The organism is Aquabacterium sp. (genome assembly GCF_035476535.1).
In the GTDB taxonomy this organism is placed as follows: Bacteria; Pseudomonadota; Gammaproteobacteria; order Burkholderiales; family Burkholderiaceae_C; genus Pseudaquabacterium.
In genome coordinates this window covers 1-20,013 of sequence record NZ_DATILJ010000053.1, presented here as the reverse complement: position 1 = coordinate 20,013, position 20,013 = coordinate 1, and the positions used below count along the sequence as shown (strand labels likewise).

Below are 20,013 nucleotides of genomic sequence, written 5' to 3'. Positions count from 1 at the left end.
TTGGGGTGTCGGGCGGGGGGAATGGCTCAGTTGACTGGCACACTTGCAATCGATTGCATCAACCGGCAAAAAAAGGGTGCCCGGCAGTGGCTGATTGCTGCAACGCATGCGATTGCGTGCCCTGCGCATCGCTCAAGCGGATGTCGCACTGCTGGCTGTGCAGATTCACCCGCAACAGCGCCTCGTGAGCGCCGTGCTGCCAGTGCAGCGCGAGTTCGTCGTCGCTGCTGGGCATGAGCGTGAACTGCCCGGCAAACGCCGGGTGCTGGTTGCGCAGACGGATCAGGCGCAGCAGGTCCTGCACGACCGGCCGCTGCAGATCGGTATCGATCTCGGCGCGGCTGTAGTGGTGGCGGTTGATGTCGCGGCCGACACCGCTGCGGGCCAGCAGGTCCATGTCGTTGTGGCCGGCCAGCAGGCCGACGTAGTAGACCTGCGGCACGCCGGGCAGAAAGAACTGGATCGCGCGCGCGATGAGGTAGGCCAGGTCGTTGCGGCCCAGCGCGTCGTAGTACGTGCAATTCACCTGGTAGAGGTCCAGGTTCGATGCGGCCGCGCCAGTGGCCTGGCGGCTTTGGCCGCCGCTGAAGCGGTGGATGCCCTCGACCAGCCGGTCCAGCGCCAGTGGTGGCACCAGTCCCGGGTGGGCCTCGCGGTCGGCCGAGTCCGCCCCGATGTCGATGACGCCGATGCCGTCATGCGTGTCCAGCACCGTCAGTGCGTTGTGCGGGCGGATGCCGATCCACTGCTTCAGCGGCTTGGCATCGCCGAAGTACAGCGCATGCAGCGCCAGCGGCGGTAGCGCGAAGTCGTAGACCCAGTCGACACGCCGTGCGATCTCGATCTGTCGGCGGTGGTGGGCATGGATCTCGACCAGCACCTCGATGCCCAGCGCGCGCGCCTGCGCGGCGAAGCGGTCGATGAAGGCAAAGGTCTCGGGCGTCATGAAGCAGCTGCTGCCTGCCGTCTTGATGGCATAGCCCACAGCATCGAGCCGGATCATGCGGATGCTGGCGCCGGCCAGCGCCTGCAGGATGCTGCCGAGGTAGGCCTGGCCCTGCCGGTGATTCACATCGATGTCCACCTGCTGCGCGGTGAAGGTGGTCCACAGCAACCGGCGTTCGCCGCTGGCCAGCGTGGCTGCCGTGAAGGGCAGTCCGGGCCGCGGCCGGTACAGGGCCAGCAGATCGGCCTCGCTGGCGCCTTGCGGGAATACCGCTTCCATCGTCAGGAACAAGCCGTCGTAAGGCGACGCCGCACCGTGCCGCGCATAGTCCAGGAACTGCGCTGATTCGGAGGACATGTGGTTGACGATCACATCGGCCATCACGTCGACCGCGGTGCTCAGGCGCCGGATGCCGGACCAGTCTCCTAGGCGATCATCGACGCGTGTGTGGTCTATCGGATCGAAGCCGGCATCGGCACCGTCGATCGGAAAGTAGAACGGCAGCAGGTGCACGCCGCCGAACACATCGGCCAGCGGCGCGCCGGGGCCGGCCAGCAGTGCGTGCAGTTCGGCAAGGCCACCGCCGCCGAGGCGGTCGACATAGGTGATCAGTTGAACCTGGTTCTTCATTTTGGAGGGGTCTTCACGAAACACACGGCCACGGCCGCGCAGATCAGCAGGGTGCCGGCCAGGCGGATCACGTTGCCCGGTTGGCCGCCCAGCAGTGGGTGGTAGATCAGCGGCAGCGTCAGCATCTGGATGATCATCGGCAGCACGATGAACATGTTGAAGATGCCCATGTAGACGCCGGCGCGTTCGGGCGGAATGCTGCCGGCCAGCAGCACGTAGGGGTTGCCCATCATGCTGGCCCAGGCCAGGCCGATACCGAGCATCGGCACGAACAGCCAGGCCTTGTGCTGCAGCGCTGGAATGAACCACATGCCGACGCCCGCAGCCGTCAGGCAGAACGCATGCACGCGCTGCGCGCCGAGCCGGCGCGTGAACGGCAGCATCGCAAACGCGGCGCCAAAGGCCACGAAGTTGTAGAAGCCGCCGAGCTGGCCGTTCAGCAGGCTGGCTTCGCGAAAGCCCGGCGATGTGGCATCCGCGGTGCCGAACATCGACTGCGCCAGCGCCGGCACGATGTAGATCCAGTAGCACATCATCCCGTACCACTGGAACAGCTTCATCCACCACAGGCGGCGCATCGTCGGCGGCATCTCCTTCACCGCCAGCCAGATGTCGCCCAGCGTCGCGGCCCAGCCGGGCGGCCTGGCGCGGATGGCCGCCATTTCGTCTGAAGTGAGCGGCAATTCGGGTGTGCTGCGCACGCTCCAGTAGACCGTGCTGATCGACAGCACCGCGCCGACGATGAAGGCCGCCAGCGTGACCTGCGGGATGTGGTTGTCGCCGATCGCGTCCTTGTTCATGCCCAGCAGCAACAGCAGCGTCGGCGCCAGGTAGGCCAGCGTCTGTGCCAAGCCGGTGAAGGCGCTTTGCATCAGGAAGCCCGTGGCATGCTGCGAACGGTCGAGCCGGTCGCTGACGAAGGCCCGGTAGGGCTCCATCGTCACGTTGTTGGCGGCGTCCAGGATCCACAGCAGGCCGGCGGCGAACCACAGCGTGGGGCTGAAGGGCATCAGCAGCAGGCCCAGACTGCACAGCAGCGCGCCGATCATGAAGTAGGGCGTGCGCCGGCCCCAGCGCGTGACGGTGCGGTCGCTCATCGCGCCGATCACCGGCTGCACCAGCAGCCCGGTCACCGGCCCGGCCAGCCACAGCAACGGCAGGCTGGCTTCGTCCGCGCCCAGGTATTGGTAGATCGGGCTCATGTTGCTTTGCTGCAGCCCGAAACTGAACTGGATGCCGAAGAAGCCGACGTTCATGTTGACGACCTGCCAGAAGGACAGCGGAGGTTTGCGCAGGGCGGTCATGAAGGTGGTGGACAGGAGGGAGCCGATGGCGTGGGGAGACCCGCGAAGCCGCGGCGCAGGCTGTAATGTCGATGTCTTGCAATCGATTGCAAATCCGGGTGAACCCGAGGGCCAGAGCGAGCTGGGGTCAGTCGTTCGCGGCCTGCAGCAGCCAGTCGGTGAAGGCCGTCACGCGCTGTGTATCGCGCCGCGCGCGCACCGCCATCGAATAGCTGCCGGTGGCCACCCGGGCCGTCTCCAGCGCCAGCAGCATGCCGCTGTCGAGCAGGCTGCCGATGAACAGCAGCGGGGCCACCATCACGCCCAGGCCTTCGCTGGTGGCCTGGATCGCGAGCACGGTGTTGTCGAACTCCTGGGTTGGCAAGTACGCGGCCTCGTCGAGGCCGTGATCGGTGCTCCACGACGACCAGAGGTCGGGCCGCGAGCGGGCACCGATGCGCGGCAGGCGGGCCAGTGCGCGCGGGCTCAGGCCCACCTTGCCCTTGACCAGCCTGGGGCTGGCGACCAGCACCGACACCTCGTGCAGGAAGACCTGCGAGTCCAGCCCGCGCAGGTCGGCCGGGTCGCGGCGGATGAAGACATCCACTGGCCGGGACGCATCGATCGGCCCATCGGATGTCTCCACCTGCACTTGCAGCCCGGGGTGCTGTTCGGCGAAGCGGCTCAGCCGCGGGATCAGCCAATGCATCGCCAGCGTGACGCCGGCGCCGACGCGGATCACGGCCTTGCGGCCGCCGCTGCGCATCAGCTCGGCCTCCGACTGGATGGCCGCCATCTTCGGCGCGATGCGCTGGTGCAACTGCCGGCCCTTGCGGGTGAGCGTCACGGCCTGCGGGCCACGCTCGAACAACGGCAAAGCCAGGTAGTCCTCGAGCGCCCGGATCTGCCGGCTGACGGCGCCGGGCGTGACGTTGAGTGCCTGCGCAGCCAGCGTGAAACTGCCGCAGCGCGCGGCCTCGCAGAAGACGAACAAGGCGTTCAGGGGCGGTCGTGCGGCCATCGCGGGAGCTTGAGTTTTTCTCAAGGCATGGTGCCAGAAAACTCGCTTGAGCCGGGCCTGGCCCGGCACGCACACTGGCCGCCGTTGTCCCTTGCCTTTGCCCGTGACCCCTTCCCGCTGCCTGCTTCCCGCCCTCTCGCTGACGCTGTTGATCTCCTGGGGCAGCCTGTACTACGCCTTCGCGATGCTGGCCGGCCCGCTGCAGGCCGAACTGCAGTGGAGCCCCACGCAGGCCATGGGGGCCTATTCGCTGGCCCTGGTGCTGTGGGGGCTCAGCAGCGCGCCGGTCGGGCGGCTGATCGATCGCCACGGCGGCCGCCTGGTCATGTCCGCCGGCTCGCTGCTGTGCGGCCTGCTGCTGCTGGTGCTGGCCTTCACCGACAGCCTCTGGCTGTTCTATGGCGTCTGGGCCGGGCTCGGCGCGGGCATGGCGCTGACTTTGTACGAACCGGCCTTCGCGATGATGGTCGAGGCCTATCCCGGCGCGCACCGGCGACCGATCGGCCTGCTGACCTTGGCCGGCGGGCTGGCCAGCACGGTGTTCTGGCCGCTGACGCACGTGCTGGTCGAAGGGCTCGGCTGGCGGGGCACGGTGCTGGTCTATGCATCAGTGCATCTGTTCGTCTGCGCGCCGCTGCACTGGCTGCTGCTGCCGGCGGCGCGGCAGGGCAGGTGGCAGGCTGTCGCTGCACGCGAATCCGCGACGGCCGTGCCGGCGCCGTCCAGGGCGACCCAGGCGATGCAGCATCCCGCTTTCTGGCCGCTGGCACTGTCCTTCGCCGCCTTCGGTTTTGCGACCTCCACGATGGCCACGCACGTGATTCCGATGCTCGAAGCGATGGGCCGCACGCCGGCGTCTGCGCTGGCGATTGCCGCGCTGATCGGGCCGATGCAGGTGGCAGGGCGCCTGGCCGATCTGCTGCTGGCGGGCCGCCTGCGTCCGCTGGCCATGGGCGCGGCGGCGGTGGCGCTGATGCCGGTGGCACTGCTGGCCTTGTGGGCCACCGCCGCGGCACCGGGGCTCTTCTATGCGTTCGCCGCCACCTACGGCGCAGGCCTGGGGCTGCTGACCATCGTGCGGGCCACCACGCCCGTCGAATTGTTCGGCACGGCGGGCTATGCCACGGTCAGCGGCCACTTGAGCGGCCCCTCCGTGCTGGCGCGGGCCGCCGGCCCCCTGGCCGGGGCCTGGGTGCTGGCGCAGTATCAGCACTACGTCGCGGTGCTGCTGCTGGTGCTGGCCTGCGTCAGCGCCGGTGCAGCCAGTTACTGGCTGGCGCTGTGGCGGCGGCGAAAATGAGGGCGATGCGTGAACCCACTTCTGCACTGCCGCAGCGCCCCTGGCTGGTCTGTACGGCGCTGGCCGCCGCTGCCGTGGCGGGTTGCGCCTCCGCGCCGCCCACGGCACCTCGACCGGCCCCCCCTGCAACGGTCGGCAGCGCGCCGGCGACAGCCGGTCCCGACGAGGTCGCGCTGCGTGAGGGTTTCGCGCGCTGGGTCACGCGCCTGCGCCCCGGCCTGCAGGCGGCAGGCATTCACGAGGCAACGCTGCGTGCCGCGTTTGACGAGGTCCAGTACTTGCCGCGTGTCGTCGAACTCGATCGTGCACAGCCCGAGTTCACCCGCGCCGTCTGGGACTACCTCGACAGCGCGGTGACGCCCCAGCGCATCGCGCTCGGTCAGGACAAGCTGTTGCAGTTTCGCGGCGAAGCCGAGGCGGCGGCCGCGCGCTACGGCGTTCCGCCCGACATCGTGGTGGCCATCTGGGGCATCGAGAGCAATTACGGCAGCCACTATGGCAACACGCCCACCATCGACGCGCTGGCGACGCTGGGCTTCGAGGGGCGGCGCGAGGACTGGGCGCGCAGCCAGTTGCTCGCGGCCCTGAAGATCCTGCAAAGCGGCGACATTGCCCGCGCCAACATGCTCGGCTCCTGGGCCGGCGCGATGGGCCAGACCCAGTTCATGCCGTCGGCCTTTCTGGCCTATGCCGTCGATGGTGATGGCGATGGCCGGCGCGACATCTGGGGCAGCATGGCCGATGTCATGTGCTCGACGGCGAACTTCCTGGCGCGCGCGGGATGGCAGACGGGCCAGCCCTGGGGCGTCGAGGTCAAGCTGCCGCAGGCCTTCGACCCTGGCCGCGCCGACACCGAATTGCGTCAGCCCGCCGCGCAATGGGCCGCGGAAGGCGTGACAACCCTCGACGGTGCGCCGCTGCCGGCGTTTGCCGACGGCGCGATCCTGCTGCCGGCGGGTGCCCGCGGACCGGCCTTCCTGGTCGGCCCGAACTTTCGCGCCATCCTGCGCTACAACAACTCGACCAGCTACGCGCTCGCGGTCGGCCTGCTGGCCCAAGGCCTCGGCGGTGGCGCCGGCGTGCATGCGGCCTGGCCACGCGAGCTGACGGCGCTCACGCGCAGCCAGATGATGGCGCTGCAGACGGCCTTGAACCAGCGTGGCTTTGCCAGCGGCGCGCCCGACGGCATGATGGGGCCCGCCACGCGTGATGGCTTGCGCCGCTACCAGCGCAGTGTCGGCCTGCCGGCGGACGGCTACCCCACGCTGGACTTGCTGCAGCGCGTGCAGGCGCAGTAGCTGCCCGCTGGATCCGCGGGTGACGCAAGCCCGCCAACCCGGACTCAGCCCACAGCCCGGACGCTCCCGGCCGCCTTCGCCGAGCGCACCGCGAGCAGCAGGATGACGCCGGACAGCAGGTACAGCGCCATCACCAGGTACATGCTGTAGACAGGACTGCCGGTGCGTGCCGTGATCGCACCGGTGACGGCCGGGCTCGCCGCAGCACCCAGGTTGCCGAGGCTGCTGATCAGCGCAATGCCGGCGGCGGCGCCGACCTTCGACAGGTACTCGGTGGTGATCGTGAAGAACAGCGGCGTGGCCGCGGCGATGCCGATCACCGCGAGCGACAGCGCTGCCAGCGAGGCACCCAGGTTGCCTTGTGTCAGCGTGGTCAGCCCCAAGCCGGCGGCGGCGAGGGCCACGCTGGCCGCGAAGTGCCAGCGGCGCTCGTTGTGCTTGTCGGAGTGGCGGCCGATCAGGATCATGCCGAACACGCCGATCAGGCTCGGCAGCGCCGCGTACAGGCCGATCTGCATCAGGTCGGCGACACCCCAGCTCTTGATGAGCGTGGGCACCCAGAAGACCATCGTGTAGGTCGCGCCGAGCAGCAGGAAGTAGACCAGCGCCAGCACATACACCTTGCCGTCGCGCAGCATCTGGCCGAGGCTGGCATGCGATGCGGAAGCGACATGCTTCGGGTCATTGTCGAGATTGCTTTGCAGCAGCTTCTTTTCGGCCACGCTCAGCCAGCGGGCGTCTTCGGGCTTGTCCTGCAGGTAGAAGAAGGCGACGATGCCAAGCACCGAGGCAGGCAGGCCCTGCACCAGGAACAGCCACTGCCAGCCGGCCAGGCCCTGGGCGCCATCCAGGTACTTCATGATGCCGCCGCACAGCGGGCCCGCGATGACGCCGGCCACGGTGGCGGCCGCCATGAAGATCGCGATCATCTGACCGCGGCGCGCCGACGGATACCAGAACGTGAGGTACAGGATGATGCCGGGGAAGAAGCCGGCCTCGAACACGCCGAGCAGGAAGCGCAGCACGTAGAACTGCGTCGGCGTCTGCACGAACATCATCGCCGCGGCGACGAGGCCCCAGCAGACCATGATGCGCAGCAGCGTCTTGCGCGCACCGATCTTCTCGAGCATCAGGTTGCTCGGCACTTCGAACAGGAAGTAGCCGATGAAGAAGATGCCGGCGCCCAGGCCATACACCGCGTCGCTGAAGCTCAGCACCTGCTTCATCTGCAGTTGCGCGTAGCCGATGTTGATGCGGTCGAGGTAGGCGACCATGTAGCAGATGACGAGCAGCGGAATGATGCGCCAGCTCACCTTGGCATACAGCGCGTCGACCGCGCTGGCCTTCGGAAGCGCAGGTTGCGTGCCTGGTGCACGCGCCACGTGGGTGTTCATCGATGTCTCCGGTGGTGATGTCGATGAACGTGAAGGGTGTCATCAACTGCGTGAGACTTTATCGACGAGCCCGTACGCGCGGGTTCGGAAACGGAGGTTCAGCCTGAAGCGCATGCCTGCGGGCAGACACGCCCGGCGCAGGGCAGGGTGGGGCGTCGCCCGAGCCGAAATCAAGGTCTTTGGCGGTGCGGGTGTTCGGATACGAAAACGCGCTGCGGCCCTATCTCGGCGACGGCGTGCACAGCACCAGCTGGCACTGCCGCTCGAGTTCCGCCGCCCACGTGTGCGCTGCCGTGTCGTCGTCGGCATGGACGAGCAACAGATAGCGCCGGACGCCGAACGCCGACAGGCACAGCGTCTGCACCGCGCATGCCGAGGGCGGCTGCGGCAGATCGGCGCAGGCGTTCAGCGCCTTGGCCCAGGCGCCGACGATCTCGTCGTAGACACGCCGGTGGTGTTTGGGCTCGGCGATCTGGTGTTCGAGGGCGAGCATCCGGGCGTCGTAGTACTGCAACTCCGGCGCGCCGATGCCGTGCGTGAGCCGCAGCAGGTGGTGCAGGCGTTCCTGCCACGGCGCATCGCTGGCCTGCACGACCTGCTTGTCGATGGCGGCGAGCAGTGCGTCCATGCCCTGGCGCACATAGCCGGACAACAGCGCCTGCTTGCTCGGAAAGTACTCGTACAGCGTGCCGACCGAGATGCCCGTCTCCAGCGCCACGGCGCGCGTGGTGAGCCGTTCCCAGCCTTGCGCTTGCCAGATGCGGACAAAGGCGTCGTAGATCGCCTGCACCGTGAAGCGGGCGCGCGCCTGCGAAGGGCGCTTCAGCGGCTTGGCGCGCGGTGCGCTCACCGGTGCATGAGCGGCTTGGCGCATGGCGAACCCACGGCGAGGCTGGGCTTGCTGCCGCCACGCCACGGACCGTTGACGATGAAGCGAAACACCCGCATGCAGGACACGATGATCACCACCCGGCGGTGCTATCGAACGAGGGCATTGAACCACAGCCCCCAGGGCGTGGGCCTGGGGCAGCACTAGCGACGATCGAGCAGAAATCCCGCGAAGAACGCGGCGAGTTCGTCGTGCGCGTCCAGCGGAAGCACGTTCGCGACGTACTGATCGGGACGAACGACAACCATCGCGCCCTTTGCGCGGTCGATGCCCCGCAGGACAAAGATGTCCGGACCGTTCTTGAGGTCTGGGCAGAAGACCTTTTCGTAGTCGACGAGCCCGAAGCGCCCGGTGCGCGGCAACAGCATCGATGGGAGCTGTTCGACCTGGAGGTCGCGGTGTCCCTGCTGGAACACAGCGCGCAGGTCGATCACACTGTCGATCTCGGCGCACTCCGGCGCGGAGCGCAGGGTCGGCGATTTCGGCGCAGAGCGCCGGATCGGCGATTTCGGCGAGTCAGCCAGGAAGTCCGCGAGCGCCCGCAGCCGTTCGCCGCTGGCGTCGGCAAAAGCGTAGATCCGCCACGCGGCGTCGGCTCGGGCGGCATGACCAAGCTGCATTGGCTTGGCGTCGGCCAGGCGCACGACGGGCGCTGAGTGGAACCGCATGCCGATCGTGAAGCCGCGTGCGAGGTCCTGGTGGATCGGCTGGGCAGTCAGGAGCGTGGCAGATGGGTAGCGGGTTGCGACGCCGGCCGTGTAGCGCCCCGACTTGACGAAGTACGCCTGAAGCTCTGCGGGGTCCACGCCGCCGAGTTCAGGATGAGCCGGATCCTTCGGCGGCGACGCCATGATCTTCGACCACTGCTTGTCGAAGTCGATGAGACCTTGGGCAATGGCGTGGCGCTCCTGCGAATAGGTGCGCAGCAACTCCGGCCCGGCACGTTGCTCAAGCACGGAAACCAGTTTCCATCCGATATTGAATGCGTCCTGCATCGATACATTCATGCCTTGACCGGCCTTTGCGCTGTGCGTGTGACAGGCGTCGCCGGCGATGAACACACGCGGCAGCCGCGAGCCCGCTTGCTCCGGCGGCACATCGTCGAAGCGATCGGTGACACGCTGGCCGACTTCGTAGACCGAGAACCACACCACGTCGCGCACATCGAGCGTGTAGGGGCGCAGCACACGTTGCGCGATCGCGATGACCTTGTCGACACTGTTCTGCTCACGCATCGCGGCGCGCTTGTTCGGGTCGACCTCGCCGAGGTCGACATACAGCCGCACCAGGTGGCCACCTTCGCGCGGAATGAGCAGGATGTTGCCCTCGTCCGCAGACTGGATGGCGGCCTTCAGGCGAATGTCCGGGAAGTCGGTGACCGCCAGCATGTCCATGACACCCCAGGCATGGTTGGCGAAGTCGCCTCGCGGCTCGGCACCGATGGCCCGCCGGACCAGGCTGCGGGCGCCGTCGCAGCCGACCACGTACTTGGCGCGCACTTCGGTCGTGGTATCGCTGCTGACCTTGCGCAGCGTGACGCGGACCGGGTGCTCGCCTTCGGCGTCGACCTGGAGTCCGACAAACTCCAGCCCGTAGTCGGGCTCAAGCCGGGTCGGCGACTTGCGCATGTACTCGAGCAGGTACTCCTGCATGCGAGCCTGGTTCACGATGACGTGCGGGAACTCCGACAAACCGTCCTCGGTGTCCTGGACCCGACCGGTGCGCACGATCCTGGAGCGATCTTCGGGCGAGGGGCGCCAGAACGCGGTTTCGTTGACCCAATAGGCTTCACGGACGAGCTTGGCGCTCAACCCAAAGGCCTCGAACATCTCCACCGTGCGGCACGCCACCCCGTCGGCCTGACCCAGCTGGAGAGGGCCATTGCGACGCTCGACGAGCCGGGTGCTGATACCCGGAAAGGTCGAGAGCTGTGCCGCCAGCAGCGTCCCGGCGGGGCCGCTACCGACGATGAGGACATCGACGGATTCCGGCAGTTGCGCCAGTCGGTTCTCGGCGCCAGGGGCGGCCGGGAGGATGTCCGGGTCGCCCGGGCTGTAGCCATTCAAGTGAAACTGCATGGTGTCTCCTCGGCGCTCACTGCGCCTGCGCTTCATGGCCGAGAAATGCGCCTTGCTCGACCAGAGTGCGCTGCAACTCACGGACATCGATGTCGTGCACCGAGCGTCCCTGGCGTGTGGCCAGGGCGGCCGCGGTGCCTGCGGCCTGGCCCATCACGAAGCAGGCGCCGGTGACACGCGCGGCAGACTGCCCGTCGTGCGTCATTGACGCACAGCGTCCCGCGACGAGCAGGTTGTCGACGCCGCCCGCGCTGGCGCGTCGCGGCAGCAGCATGCGGTACGGCAGCTGGTTGTAGCCGCGTGACTCGGGAATCGGCGGCCAGGCCCACTTCACATCGCCTGCCACATGCATCTCCAGCGGCCAGCCGTTGACGCCGATCGTGTCGTCGAAGTCCGCGCAGTTCAGCACGTCGTCGCCACTCAGCATCGCCTCGCCGACCAGCCGCCGCGTCTCGCGGATACCGAGCTGCGGCGCGATGTCCAGCGCATAGGCGGATTCGAAGCCGGGCACCTTGCTGCGCAGGAAGCGCAGGTAATCGACGATCTGGCGCCGGCCTTCGAGTTCGCCTTCGCTGAGGGAACGGGCATCGGTGCCGTCCGTCGCCGAGCCATCCAGATTCTTCAGCTGCGTCACGTTGACGCGCCACTCGTAAGCGTGGCGCTGCGGCCGCACGATGGCGCCACGCCGCGGGAACGAGAACTCGCCCGCCGCCTCGGCAGCGTCCATCAAGTTCGGAATCGTCTTCCACGCTTCGCCGGCCTGGGCTGCGTCGACGTTGCCGACGCGGAACATCAGCGTGGGATAAAGCATATGACCGTGCTCGTCGCCCTTCTCGGTCGGCACACCGGCCCAGTGCGCGAGGTCGGCATCGCCCGAGCAATCGATGAACTGCTTGGCCCGAACCGCCATCCGGCCGGACTTGGTCTCGAGCAGCAAGGTCTCGATGTGCCCGTCGGCTGCCTTGATCATGCCGGCAGCCAGCGCATGGAACAGCAGTTGCACGCCATCGGCGACGAGCAGCGCGTCCGCGGCGCACTTGAACGCCGACATGTCGTAGGCCTGTGCGCAGGTCTTGCCGAAGATCAGGTGCGGCTCGTTCAGTCCCTCGAGTTCACGCATGCGGTCGAGCAGGTCGTCTGCGACACCGTGCACCACCTGGCGGATCGTGCCGAACACATTGGCATGCAGGCCGCAGAAGTTGGTGACGCCTGCCGCGGTGCCCATGCCGCCGAGGAAGCCATAGCGCTCTGCGAGCAGCACGCGCGCACCGTTGCGAGCCGCTGCCGATGCCGCCGCGATGCCCGCAGGGCCGCCACCGAGCACGACGACGTCGAATTCGCCGTACAGCGGCACGTCGCGTGACGGCTCGGCAATCAGAAAGGAGTTGTTCATGAGGGTCCCCTCAATCCAGGGTGATGTTGTGCTTCTGGATGACCGGCTTCCAGCGCGCCAGGTCGGCCGCCAGCACGCTGCGGAACTCCGCCGGGCTGTTGGCCACCGGGTCCATGTAGGCCAGGCGCAGTTTCTCGCGGATGGCTGGTTCGGCCAGGATCTGCACCAGCTCGCTGTGCAGCCGCTTGGTGATCTCCGCCGGCGTCCTGGCCGGCACGACGAAGCCGATCCATGCGTCGGCCTGCACGTCGGCGACGCCCGACTCGGCCAGCGTCGGCAGGTCCGGCAGCGAGGCAGAGCGTTGTGCCGACGCGATGGCCAGGCCCTTCACCTTGCCCGCCTTCATCTGCGGCATCACTGTCGCCGCAGGCAGAAGCGCCATGTCCACTTCGCCTGAGATCACCGCCGTGACGGCGAATCCTGAGCCGCTGTAAGGCACGTGCACAAGGTCCGCATCGGCGCGCGAGGCCAGCGCTTCCATGCCCAGGTGCGACACGGTGCCGGCACCCATCGACGAGAAGCTGTATTTCTTCGGGTTCTTCTTGAGCAGGCCCAGCAGGTCGGCCAGGTTGGACGCCGCGATCTTGTTCGAGACGATCAGCACGGCCGGCTGGGTGGCCGCGATGGTCACCGGTTCGAGGTCTTTGGCCGGGTCGTAGGGCATCTTCTTGAACAACAGCGCATTCACGGCCAGCGGGCCGGCGATGCTGACGCCAATGGTCTGGCCGTCGGGCGCCGCCTTGGCGATCGCGTCGGTGCCCAGGTTGCCGGCCGCGCCTTGCTTGTTGTCGACCACCATCGGCTTGCCCAGGCGCGTGGCAAGGCGCTCGGAGACCAGCCGCGCCAGCAGGTCGGGCGTCGAGCCGGCCGCATAGGGCACGATGACGCGCACCGGCCCTTTGGGCCAGTCTTCGGCCCTGGCGCTTGAGGCGAGCAAGGGGATTGCGCAGCAGGCGATCCAGCGGAGGCAGTGGCGGCGGTGCATGAGGTGTCTCTTTCCGGTGGCGAGAGTTGAAGGGACGACGAGTCGGTGCGCGCCAGGTAAGAGTAGAGTCCGACCTTCATTAAGTCCATGCCATTGACTTCATAGTCTTCAACGGAATTCTGCATAGTGGATCTGCGCCTGCTGGCCGTCTTCGACGAGGTTTACAAGACCCGCAGCGTCACACGTGCGGGCGAAAATCTTGGGCTGGCGCAAACGTCTGTCAGCTTGGCGCTCGGCCGGCTGCGCCGGCAGTTCAATGACCCCCTGTTCGTGCGCACGGGGCACGGCATGGAGCCCACACCGCACGCTGCCGCACTGGTTCAACCGTTGCGCCAGGCGCTGGACCTGTTGCGCCAGGCCACGCGACAGCAGGTGGTGTTCGATCCGGCAACCTCGCAGCGGCGTTTCCGGATCAGCATGACGGACATCAGCCACTTGCAGTTCCTGCCGGGCCTGATGAACCGGATAAATGCGCTGGCGCCTTCGCTTCACATCGAGGTGCTGCGCATCACGCCCGACACGCCGAAGTTGATGGAGTCCGGCGAGTCGGATCTGGCCGTCGGTTACATGCCTGAACTCGAGGCAGGCTTCTATCAACAGAAGCTGTTCGAGCACGGCTTCGCCTGCGTGGTCCGCAAGTCCCATCCACGCGTCGACACGCGAATGACGGCGACGCTGTACAAGCGGGAGAAGCATGTCGCGATCACTGCCGCGGGTACCGGACACGAGCTGCTCGAGCAGGAGCTCATGCGCCTGGGTGTGCTGCGGCGCGTGGCGCTGTCGCTGCCGACACTGCCCGGTCTGGGCAACCTGCTTGCACACACCGACCTTGTCGCCACGGTGCCCGACCGCGTCGCGCAGATGCTCGTCCGCATCGCGTTGGTCAAGACGCTGCCGCCTCCGTTCGAGTTACCGATGTTCGCGATCAAGCAGCATTGGCACGAGCGCTTCCACCATGACCCGGCGAACCGATGGCTTCGTGGCGTGATCGCGGAACTGTTTCTCGAATAGTGCCTGCGAGGGACATCGTGCATTCCGATAGGCTCCTGCAACGCTCACTTCAAGCAGTTCTTTCATGCGCAACTCGCTGCGGTCGCTCAGAACCAAACGTTCTACCTCTGAAGTCAAATGCGGAGAAGGTCGGGCGCGGGTGCCGGAGCTGATGAAGGAGGGTCTCTCGTGCCCGGCCGCGACGAGCCCCTGTGCATTCCCGCGCGCCGCTTCCGACAAGGTGATGCTCCTGCTGGCCACGGCCGTCGGCGGTGCGTACGGGCAGGGCGCACCGGCCCGGGATCTGCAGACCGTCGTCGTCACCGCGCAGAAGCGCGAGCAGGCGGCGCAAAGCGTGCCGGTCAGCCTCAGCGCGATCGGCGGCAAGGACCTCGAAGCCGCCGGCATCGACAGCGCGGCGCGGCTCGACCAGGTGGCCGTCGGTCTGACGGTCGGCTCGGTCGGCCCGGGTTACCTAACGATCACGATGCGCGGCATCTCCGACCTCGACGGCGGCCTGCTGGGCACGCCGGCGACGGGCTTCTACATCGACGAGACCCCGCTGTCGGCCTTCGCCTTTCAGCTGCTGCAGCTGGCGTACTGGGATGCGCAGCGTGTGGAAGTGCTGCGCGGCCCGCAGGGCACGCTGTTCGGCGAGGGTTCCAGCGCTACCTCGTTTCCAATCTGACCCCCAACACCCGCGGTACACGACAAAGTACGCATGCCTGAACTCTGAGTGGGTGCGGTGACGCGCAGCCGCCAACGGGCGGCTGCGTCGAGAACTGGCGTCGCCCTCGCATGGCCAGTCGATGTGTGACGGCAGGTGCGATGGATGGGCCTTCAATCACCAGTACGGTTTGTGGCGCCACAGCCGGACAGGGATGAAAAGAATCGACGCCAACTCAGACGGCTGTGGGTGAATATCCAAACAAGCCTGCCGTCAGCCGGAACCTTGAGCGGTTATGCTCCAGGGGCCTTCACGTCACACCTTTGCACGTCATGCAGGATCGAGTCGCGGCCTGCAGTTGCGGACGACTCCGAGCGCACGGCCTTCCGCGCGTGCACAAGAACATTCACGACAGGAGACAGCGATGAAACGCCTGCTTGCCTTTGGCATGGGACTGCTGTTGGCGTGGGCCCTCGCGGCTTGCGCCGGCCCGACGGCGGGTCCGGGATGGCTTGTCTTGATCGATGGCGACAAGGGGCTCGAGAACTGGAACCGCGTTGGCGACGCCAACTGGCGCGCCGAAGGCGGCGCCATCATGGCCGACCAGGGCAAGGGCGGATTCCTTGTCTCGAAGAATGCCTACAAGGACTTCGTGCTGTATGCGGAGTTCTGGTCCGCAACCGACACCAACAGCGGCATCTTCTTCCGTGCGTCTGACCCCAACAGGATCTCCGCGGACAATTCCTACGAGGCCAACATCTGGGACATCCGGCCTGACCCGAAGTACGGCACCGGCGGCATCGTCGACTTTGCCGCCGTGCCGGTACCGCCGATCTACAAGGCGGGCGGTCAATGGAATACCTATGAGATCGAGGCCAGGGGCGCCGACGTGACGGTGAAATTCAACGGCACGGTCACGGTCAGGATGCAGAACGGCAAGTACCCGAGCGGCCCGTTCGCGCTGCAGTTCGGCGCTGGTCTTCAGGGCGCGAACGGTGGCCCGATCAAGTGGCGCAAAGTGCAGATCAAGCCCCTGTAGCGCATGCGGCGGCAACGCAAGATCACCGACCGCCGCCAACATCGGACTCAACCCGCCGGCTCGGTTGCCGGCGCACCGCGCCGCAGCGCCACCAGGTCCAGCAGTTCGATCTCGCCATAGTGCAGCCGCATCAGGCCCTGCCGCTCCAACTCGCGCAGCGCCTTGTTGACGCCGGTGCGCGTGGTGCCCAGCATGCGGGCGAGCTGGTCCTGTGACAGGCGGATGCGGTGGCGCGGCGCGTTGCTGCGATTGCCCCAGCCGTGAGCGACCAGCCAGAGGCGGCGCGCCACGCGCTCGGTCAGGGGGCGGCGCATCTCCACGTCCATCACGCGATAGGCGATGCGCAGTTTGCCGGCCGCCAGCCGCGCAATGTCCCGCCAGTGCTCGGGGTTGGTGCTGAGCCACATCTCCAGCGCCGCGCGCGGCACGCGCAGCACGGCGGCCTCGGTCTCGGCCAGCGCGTCGTGCGAACGCGGCGTGCGGTCGATCAGCGACAGCTCGCCGAACCAGTGGTACGGCTCCAGCACCACCAGCACCGGGATCTCGCCTTCGCCCTCGAGGTCGACCGATTGCACGCACAAGGAGCCGGCCAGCACGCAGTACAGGTCGGCGTCGGGCATGCCGCGCATGAACAGGTGCTCGCCCGCTTGCAGGCGGCGTTCGCGCGCATGCGCGATCAGCGCGTCCTGCAGGCGTGGCGGGCAGCTGCGGAACCAGTCGTCGCTGAGCAGGGCGCTGCGGATCTCGGCGGGCACGGAGGGATCGGGCATGGGACGCTTACCTCAGGTATTTGGCGCGCAGGTAATTCAGGTAGTCGCGCGCCTCGCCGACGACATAGGGGGCCAGCAAGGTCAGCGCGTAGTAGGCGGCCAGCGCGGCATCGGCGTGCCGGCCGGCGGGCTGGCGCGGCGAGATCAGCCGCTTGAAGGTGAACCAGCAGGTCGTCGTGAACACCAGCTGCAGCGCCAGCATCTGCACGTCCTCGGCCGCGGCGTCGATCACGCCGGCGGCGGCCAGCCCGGCACACAGCGCCTCGGCGGCGATCACGTTGCGCGCCGTCAGTGCGTGGCAGCGCGCTTCGAGCGCGGGAAATTCGTTGAGCAGGTGGCCGATGTCGCGGTAGATGAAGCGGTACTCGCTGACCGCCTCGAAGGTCAGGTGCAGCGACAGCCACAGATCATCCAGCGCCGTCACCGTGGCAGCGGCATCGATGCACGGCACCAGCCGGTCCTCGAAGCGCAGGAACAGGCGCTCGACGATCGCCTGCTTGGTCTTGAAGTGGTAGTGCAGGTTGCCCGGGCTGATGCCCAGTTCGGCCGCGACACGGTGCGCGGACACTGCTGCCAGCCCCTCTTCGTTGAACAGGCGCAGGCTCGCCTCCAGGATGCGCTCGCGCGTGCCGGTGCCGGCCACGGGTGTTCAGCGCCGGCGTGATTTGGGAGGGGCGGGGTCCGCGGCCTTGGTGGCCTCGGCGGAAGTTTCGGCGAGCAGCTTCACCTGCTCGATCAGTGCCTGCAGCACCTGGGGCGAGGGAATGCCCAGCCGCTCCAGCGAGCGCGCGACGCGCTGGTCGAAGACCTCCTCGAACTTGCCGAAGGGATCGGCCAGCGAGCGTGTGCGGTCGCCCGAATTCGTCGGCCATGTCGGCGACTGCCCGATGCCCAGCAGCAGCTCGAAGACGCGGGTCTGGCGCGCGGCCATGTCGCCGCGCACCTCGCCCAGCGCCTTGAGCCCGGCCTGGATCAGCGCCTTGGCGCCGGTGGCGGCCGGGGGTGGGGCGTGCGGTTCAGCGTCGGGCGCCGGCTGGGCGGCGGACCGCCGCGGCCGGGGGATTGGAGGGACACCTGGCCCGGCCTTGGCCCGCTTGGGCGCCGCAAGCGGGCTGCCGTTCTCGCTGTCTTGCACCTTGCGCACCACCATGCAGCTCTCCTGATCTCCGGCGACATCCTAAGGCCGTGCCGCCGCAGCGGGCGGCGGATGCCCGATCAGGCGCGTGCGCGAACGGCGCGCTGCACGCGCTTGGCGCCGGCCCGGGCCTTCTTGACGCCGGCCTTCACCGTTTGCACGGTTTCGGCAACGACATCAGGCTGGCCGGCCACGCGCTCGGACAGGCGGCGCGACACGTCGGCCACGCCTTCGGCCAGCTTCAGCGAGACCTTGGCCACCGGCAGGTTCAGCTGGCGCAGCGCATTGATGACGCTCACGTCACGCGACCAGGCAGTCTTTTCGTCAAGTGTTTCGACGCCGGCCACGGCACGCTGGGCCAGGCTGTCGACCAAGCTGTCGGCCTTGTCGGCGACGCGGGAAACCACGCCGAGCACGGCATTGCCGACCTTCTGCTCGGCGTCGATCAGGCGCTGCTTGACGTCGTCGCTCAGCAGCGAACGGCCGCCGACGAACTGCTCATAGCGTTCGCCGGCGCCGCTCATCACGCGCGCGGTGCCGAAGCGGTAGGCGGCGATCAGGTGCTTGGCAGCCTGGTTGTACTGGCCGAAGGTGTCGACGGTGGTGGCATTGATCGGGCATTGGGTGCTCATGGGGACTCTCCTGGGGGTTGATTTGCTGGACAGGGTGATGGTCCCCCCGAAGCCCTAGTCTGTGAAAGCTAATGCATGCAGAAGCTTAGGCTGTTTGGCCTAGAAGTTCGTGTGGCCAGGGTTAACCAGAGGGCGCGGCGTCGAACATCGTCCGGATTCGGACAGTTCGCAGCGGTCCCGTTTCCTAGCATCGCAGGGCGGGCCGGCCCTCGGTCCCGACACAACAGGCCGCCGCGTTCGGCAGGCCCACAGGAGACGCCATGTCCGCCATCCTCACGGCCGCCGCGCCGATACAGCAGACCGTGCTGCCCTTGCTCCGGCGCGTGGCACTGCGCTATGTGCCGCTGCTGTTCCTGCTGTACGTGGTGGCCACGGTCGACCGCGTCAACGTCGGCTTTGCCAAGCTGCGCATGCAAGAGGCGCTGCAGTTCTCCGACACGATCTACGGCATCGGCGCCGGCATCTTCTTCGTCGGCTACTTCCTGTTCGAGATTCCGTCGAACCTGGTGCTGGCGCGTGTGGGGGCGCGCAAGTGGATCGCCCGCATCCTGATCCTCTGGGGTCCGATCGCCGCGGCCACCGCCTTCGTCGAGACGCCGATGCAGTTCTATGTGCTGCGCTTCCTGCTCGGCGTCGGCGAGGCGGGGCTCTTTCCCGGCGTCGTGCTGTTCCTGACCTACTGGTTTCCGGCCGAGCGGCGCACGCGCTACATCGCGCTGTTCATGCTGGGCATGCCGATCACCGGCGTGATCATCGGGCCGATGTCGGCCGCCGTCATGGGCGGCATGCAAGGCGTGATGGGCCTGCAGGGCTGGCAGTGGATGTTCATCGTGCAGGGCCTGCCGGCGACGCTGCTCGGCTTCGTGGTGCTGGCCTGGCTGGACGACCGGCCGGCCACGGCGCGTTGGCTGAACGCTTCGGAGAAGGCCGAGCTGCAGCGTGCCGTCGGGTCCACGGGCCAGCCGGCGGCGCAGCACCTCTCGCCTTGGCAGGAGGTCAAGCTGGCGTTGCAGCAGAAGGGCATCTGGCTGGAGACCGCGGCCTACTTCTTTCTCGCCGCCACGGCCTCGGCCTTCGGGCTCTGGGGGCCGCAGTTCCTGCAGGACGTGATGAAGACCAGCCTGCAAGGCGTGGGCGCCGCGCTGGGCGTGATCTTCCTCGTCGGCACGGTGGCGATGGCGGTGGTCGGCCGCATGGCCGACCGCAGCGGCCCGCGCGAAACCGTGCTGGTGGCGGCGCTGGCGATCTCGGCCGTGGGCTTCGGGTTCGCCGGCTTCAGCACCGACCGGGTCACGCTGTGCCTGCTGGGCTTCGGCGTTGGCGTGGTGGGTTATCTCGCCGCCTTCCCGGTGTTCTGGGGCAGCCTGACACCGCGGCTCGCCCCGGCGGCGGCGGCAGCGGCGATTGCGCTGGTCAATTCGATCGGCAGCATGGGTGGTGCCATCGGGCCCGCACTGCTGGGGCCGATCAAGCAGCACCAGGGGCTGGCGCCGTCGGTGCTGGCACTGGGCGTGATGATGTTCCTGGCGGCGCTGTTTGCGCTGTCGTTCAAGAAGCGTTGAG

General features: G+C 67.7%; 18 protein-coding genes. 6 read left to right on the top strand and 12 right to left on the bottom strand.

The annotated features are described in order from the left end of the window. Positions 1-58: 58 nt before the first annotated feature. The 3 genes from gtfA to VLK61_RS05580 form a co-directional block, all read right to left on the bottom strand. Entirely contained in the window at positions 59-1,576 is a 1,518-nt protein-coding gene (gene gtfA / locus VLK61_RS05590) for a sucrose phosphorylase (RefSeq protein ID WP_325419116.1), read from the bottom strand. Then, a complete protein-coding gene (locus VLK61_RS05585) occupies positions 1,573-2,880 on the bottom strand; it encodes an MFS transporter (protein WP_325419114.1) in 1,308 nt (435 codons plus the stop codon). Before VLK61_RS05585 ends, gtfA begins: the two co-directional genes overlap by 4 nt. Before the next feature lie 127 nt (positions 2,881-3,007). Continuing rightward, positions 3,008-3,880 (bottom strand): LysR substrate-binding domain-containing protein, encoded by an 873-nt coding sequence (locus VLK61_RS05580; protein ID WP_325419112.1) that lies wholly within the window; start codon positions 3,878-3,880, stop codon positions 3,008-3,010. Between the two features lie 103 nt (positions 3,881-3,983). Between VLK61_RS05580 and VLK61_RS05575 the strand changes: the two genes are divergently transcribed. Both VLK61_RS05575 and VLK61_RS05570 read left to right on the top strand, forming a co-directional pair. Continuing rightward, a complete protein-coding gene (locus tag VLK61_RS05575; protein ID WP_325419110.1) occupies positions 3,984-5,180 on the top strand; it encodes an MFS transporter in 1,197 nt (398 codons plus the stop codon). Between the two features lie 5 nt (positions 5,181-5,185). After that, on the top strand, positions 5,186-6,478 hold the full coding sequence (locus tag VLK61_RS05570; protein WP_325419108.1) for a lytic murein transglycosylase: 1,293 nt from the start codon (positions 5,186-5,188) through the stop codon (positions 6,476-6,478). 44 nt (positions 6,479-6,522) lie between these two features. Here VLK61_RS05570 and VLK61_RS05565 read toward each other — a convergent pair whose 3' ends face one another. From VLK61_RS05565 to VLK61_RS05545, 5 genes are all read right to left on the bottom strand, one after another. Next, complete coding sequence (locus VLK61_RS05565) at positions 6,523-7,872, bottom strand: MFS transporter (RefSeq protein ID WP_325419106.1); 1,350 nt, start codon at positions 7,870-7,872, stop codon at positions 6,523-6,525. Positions 7,873-8,092: 220 nt separating this feature from the next. Then, on the bottom strand, positions 8,093-8,746 hold the full coding sequence (locus VLK61_RS05560) for a TetR/AcrR family transcriptional regulator (RefSeq protein WP_325419104.1): 654 nt from the start codon (positions 8,744-8,746) through the stop codon (positions 8,093-8,095). A 158-nt stretch (positions 8,747-8,904) separates the two neighbouring features. Next, a complete protein-coding gene (locus VLK61_RS05555) occupies positions 8,905-10,839 on the bottom strand; it encodes an FAD-binding monooxygenase (RefSeq protein WP_325419102.1) in 1,935 nt (644 codons plus the stop codon). A gap of 16 nt (positions 10,840-10,855) precedes the next feature. Next, a complete protein-coding gene (locus VLK61_RS05550) occupies positions 10,856-12,232 on the bottom strand; it encodes an FAD-dependent oxidoreductase (RefSeq protein ID WP_325419100.1) in 1,377 nt (458 codons plus the stop codon). A 10-nt stretch (positions 12,233-12,242) separates the two neighbouring features. Further along, positions 12,243-13,217: a Bug family tripartite tricarboxylate transporter substrate binding protein gene (locus tag VLK61_RS05545; protein ID WP_325419098.1), complete on the bottom strand. Its 975-nt coding sequence runs from the start codon at positions 13,215-13,217 to the stop codon at positions 12,243-12,245. A 126-nt stretch (positions 13,218-13,343) separates the two neighbouring features. Here VLK61_RS05545 and VLK61_RS05540 point away from each other — a divergent pair, with 126 nt between their 5' ends. The 3 genes from VLK61_RS05540 to VLK61_RS05530 all read left to right on the top strand — a co-directional run bounded on the left by VLK61_RS05540 (position 13,344) and on the right by VLK61_RS05530 (position 15,913). Continuing rightward, a complete protein-coding gene (locus VLK61_RS05540) occupies positions 13,344-14,228 on the top strand; it encodes a LysR family transcriptional regulator (RefSeq protein WP_325419096.1) in 885 nt (294 codons plus the stop codon). 64 nt (positions 14,229-14,292) lie between these two features. After that, positions 14,293-14,895, top strand: a complete 603-nt coding sequence (locus VLK61_RS05535; protein ID WP_325419094.1) for a TonB-dependent receptor plug domain-containing protein — start codon at positions 14,293-14,295, stop codon at positions 14,893-14,895. 403 nt (positions 14,896-15,298) lie between these two features. Then, complete coding sequence (locus tag VLK61_RS05530; RefSeq protein WP_325419092.1) at positions 15,299-15,913, top strand: 3-keto-disaccharide hydrolase; 615 nt, start codon at positions 15,299-15,301, stop codon at positions 15,911-15,913. A 47-nt stretch (positions 15,914-15,960) separates the two neighbouring features. On the opposite strand, the gene VLK61_RS05525 is transcribed toward VLK61_RS05530, so the two are convergent. From VLK61_RS05525 to VLK61_RS05510, 4 genes are all read right to left on the bottom strand, one after another. Next, the gene (locus tag VLK61_RS05525) at positions 15,961-16,683 is read right to left on the bottom strand and encodes a Crp/Fnr family transcriptional regulator (RefSeq protein WP_325419090.1); all 723 of its coding nucleotides are present in this window, start codon (positions 16,681-16,683) and stop codon (positions 15,961-15,963) included. A 7-nt stretch (positions 16,684-16,690) separates the two neighbouring features. Then, positions 16,691-17,326 (bottom strand): TetR/AcrR family transcriptional regulator, encoded by a 636-nt coding sequence (locus VLK61_RS05520; RefSeq protein ID WP_325419088.1) that lies wholly within the window; start codon positions 17,324-17,326, stop codon positions 16,691-16,693. Positions 17,327-17,332: 6 nt separating this feature from the next. After that, complete coding sequence (locus tag VLK61_RS05515; protein WP_325419086.1) at positions 17,333-17,833, bottom strand: phasin family protein; 501 nt, start codon at positions 17,831-17,833, stop codon at positions 17,333-17,335. A gap of 65 nt (positions 17,834-17,898) precedes the next feature. Next, complete coding sequence (locus VLK61_RS05510; RefSeq protein WP_325419084.1) at positions 17,899-18,450, bottom strand: hypothetical protein; 552 nt, start codon at positions 18,448-18,450, stop codon at positions 17,899-17,901. A gap of 260 nt (positions 18,451-18,710) precedes the next feature. On the opposite strand from VLK61_RS05510, the gene VLK61_RS05505 reads away from it, so the two are divergent. Continuing rightward, positions 18,711-20,012 carry an MFS transporter gene (locus VLK61_RS05505; RefSeq protein ID WP_325419082.1) on the top strand — a complete coding sequence of 434 codons (1,302 nt, stop codon included), beginning with the start codon at positions 18,711-18,713 and terminating at the stop codon, positions 20,010-20,012. Position 20,013: the final 1 nt, after the last annotated feature.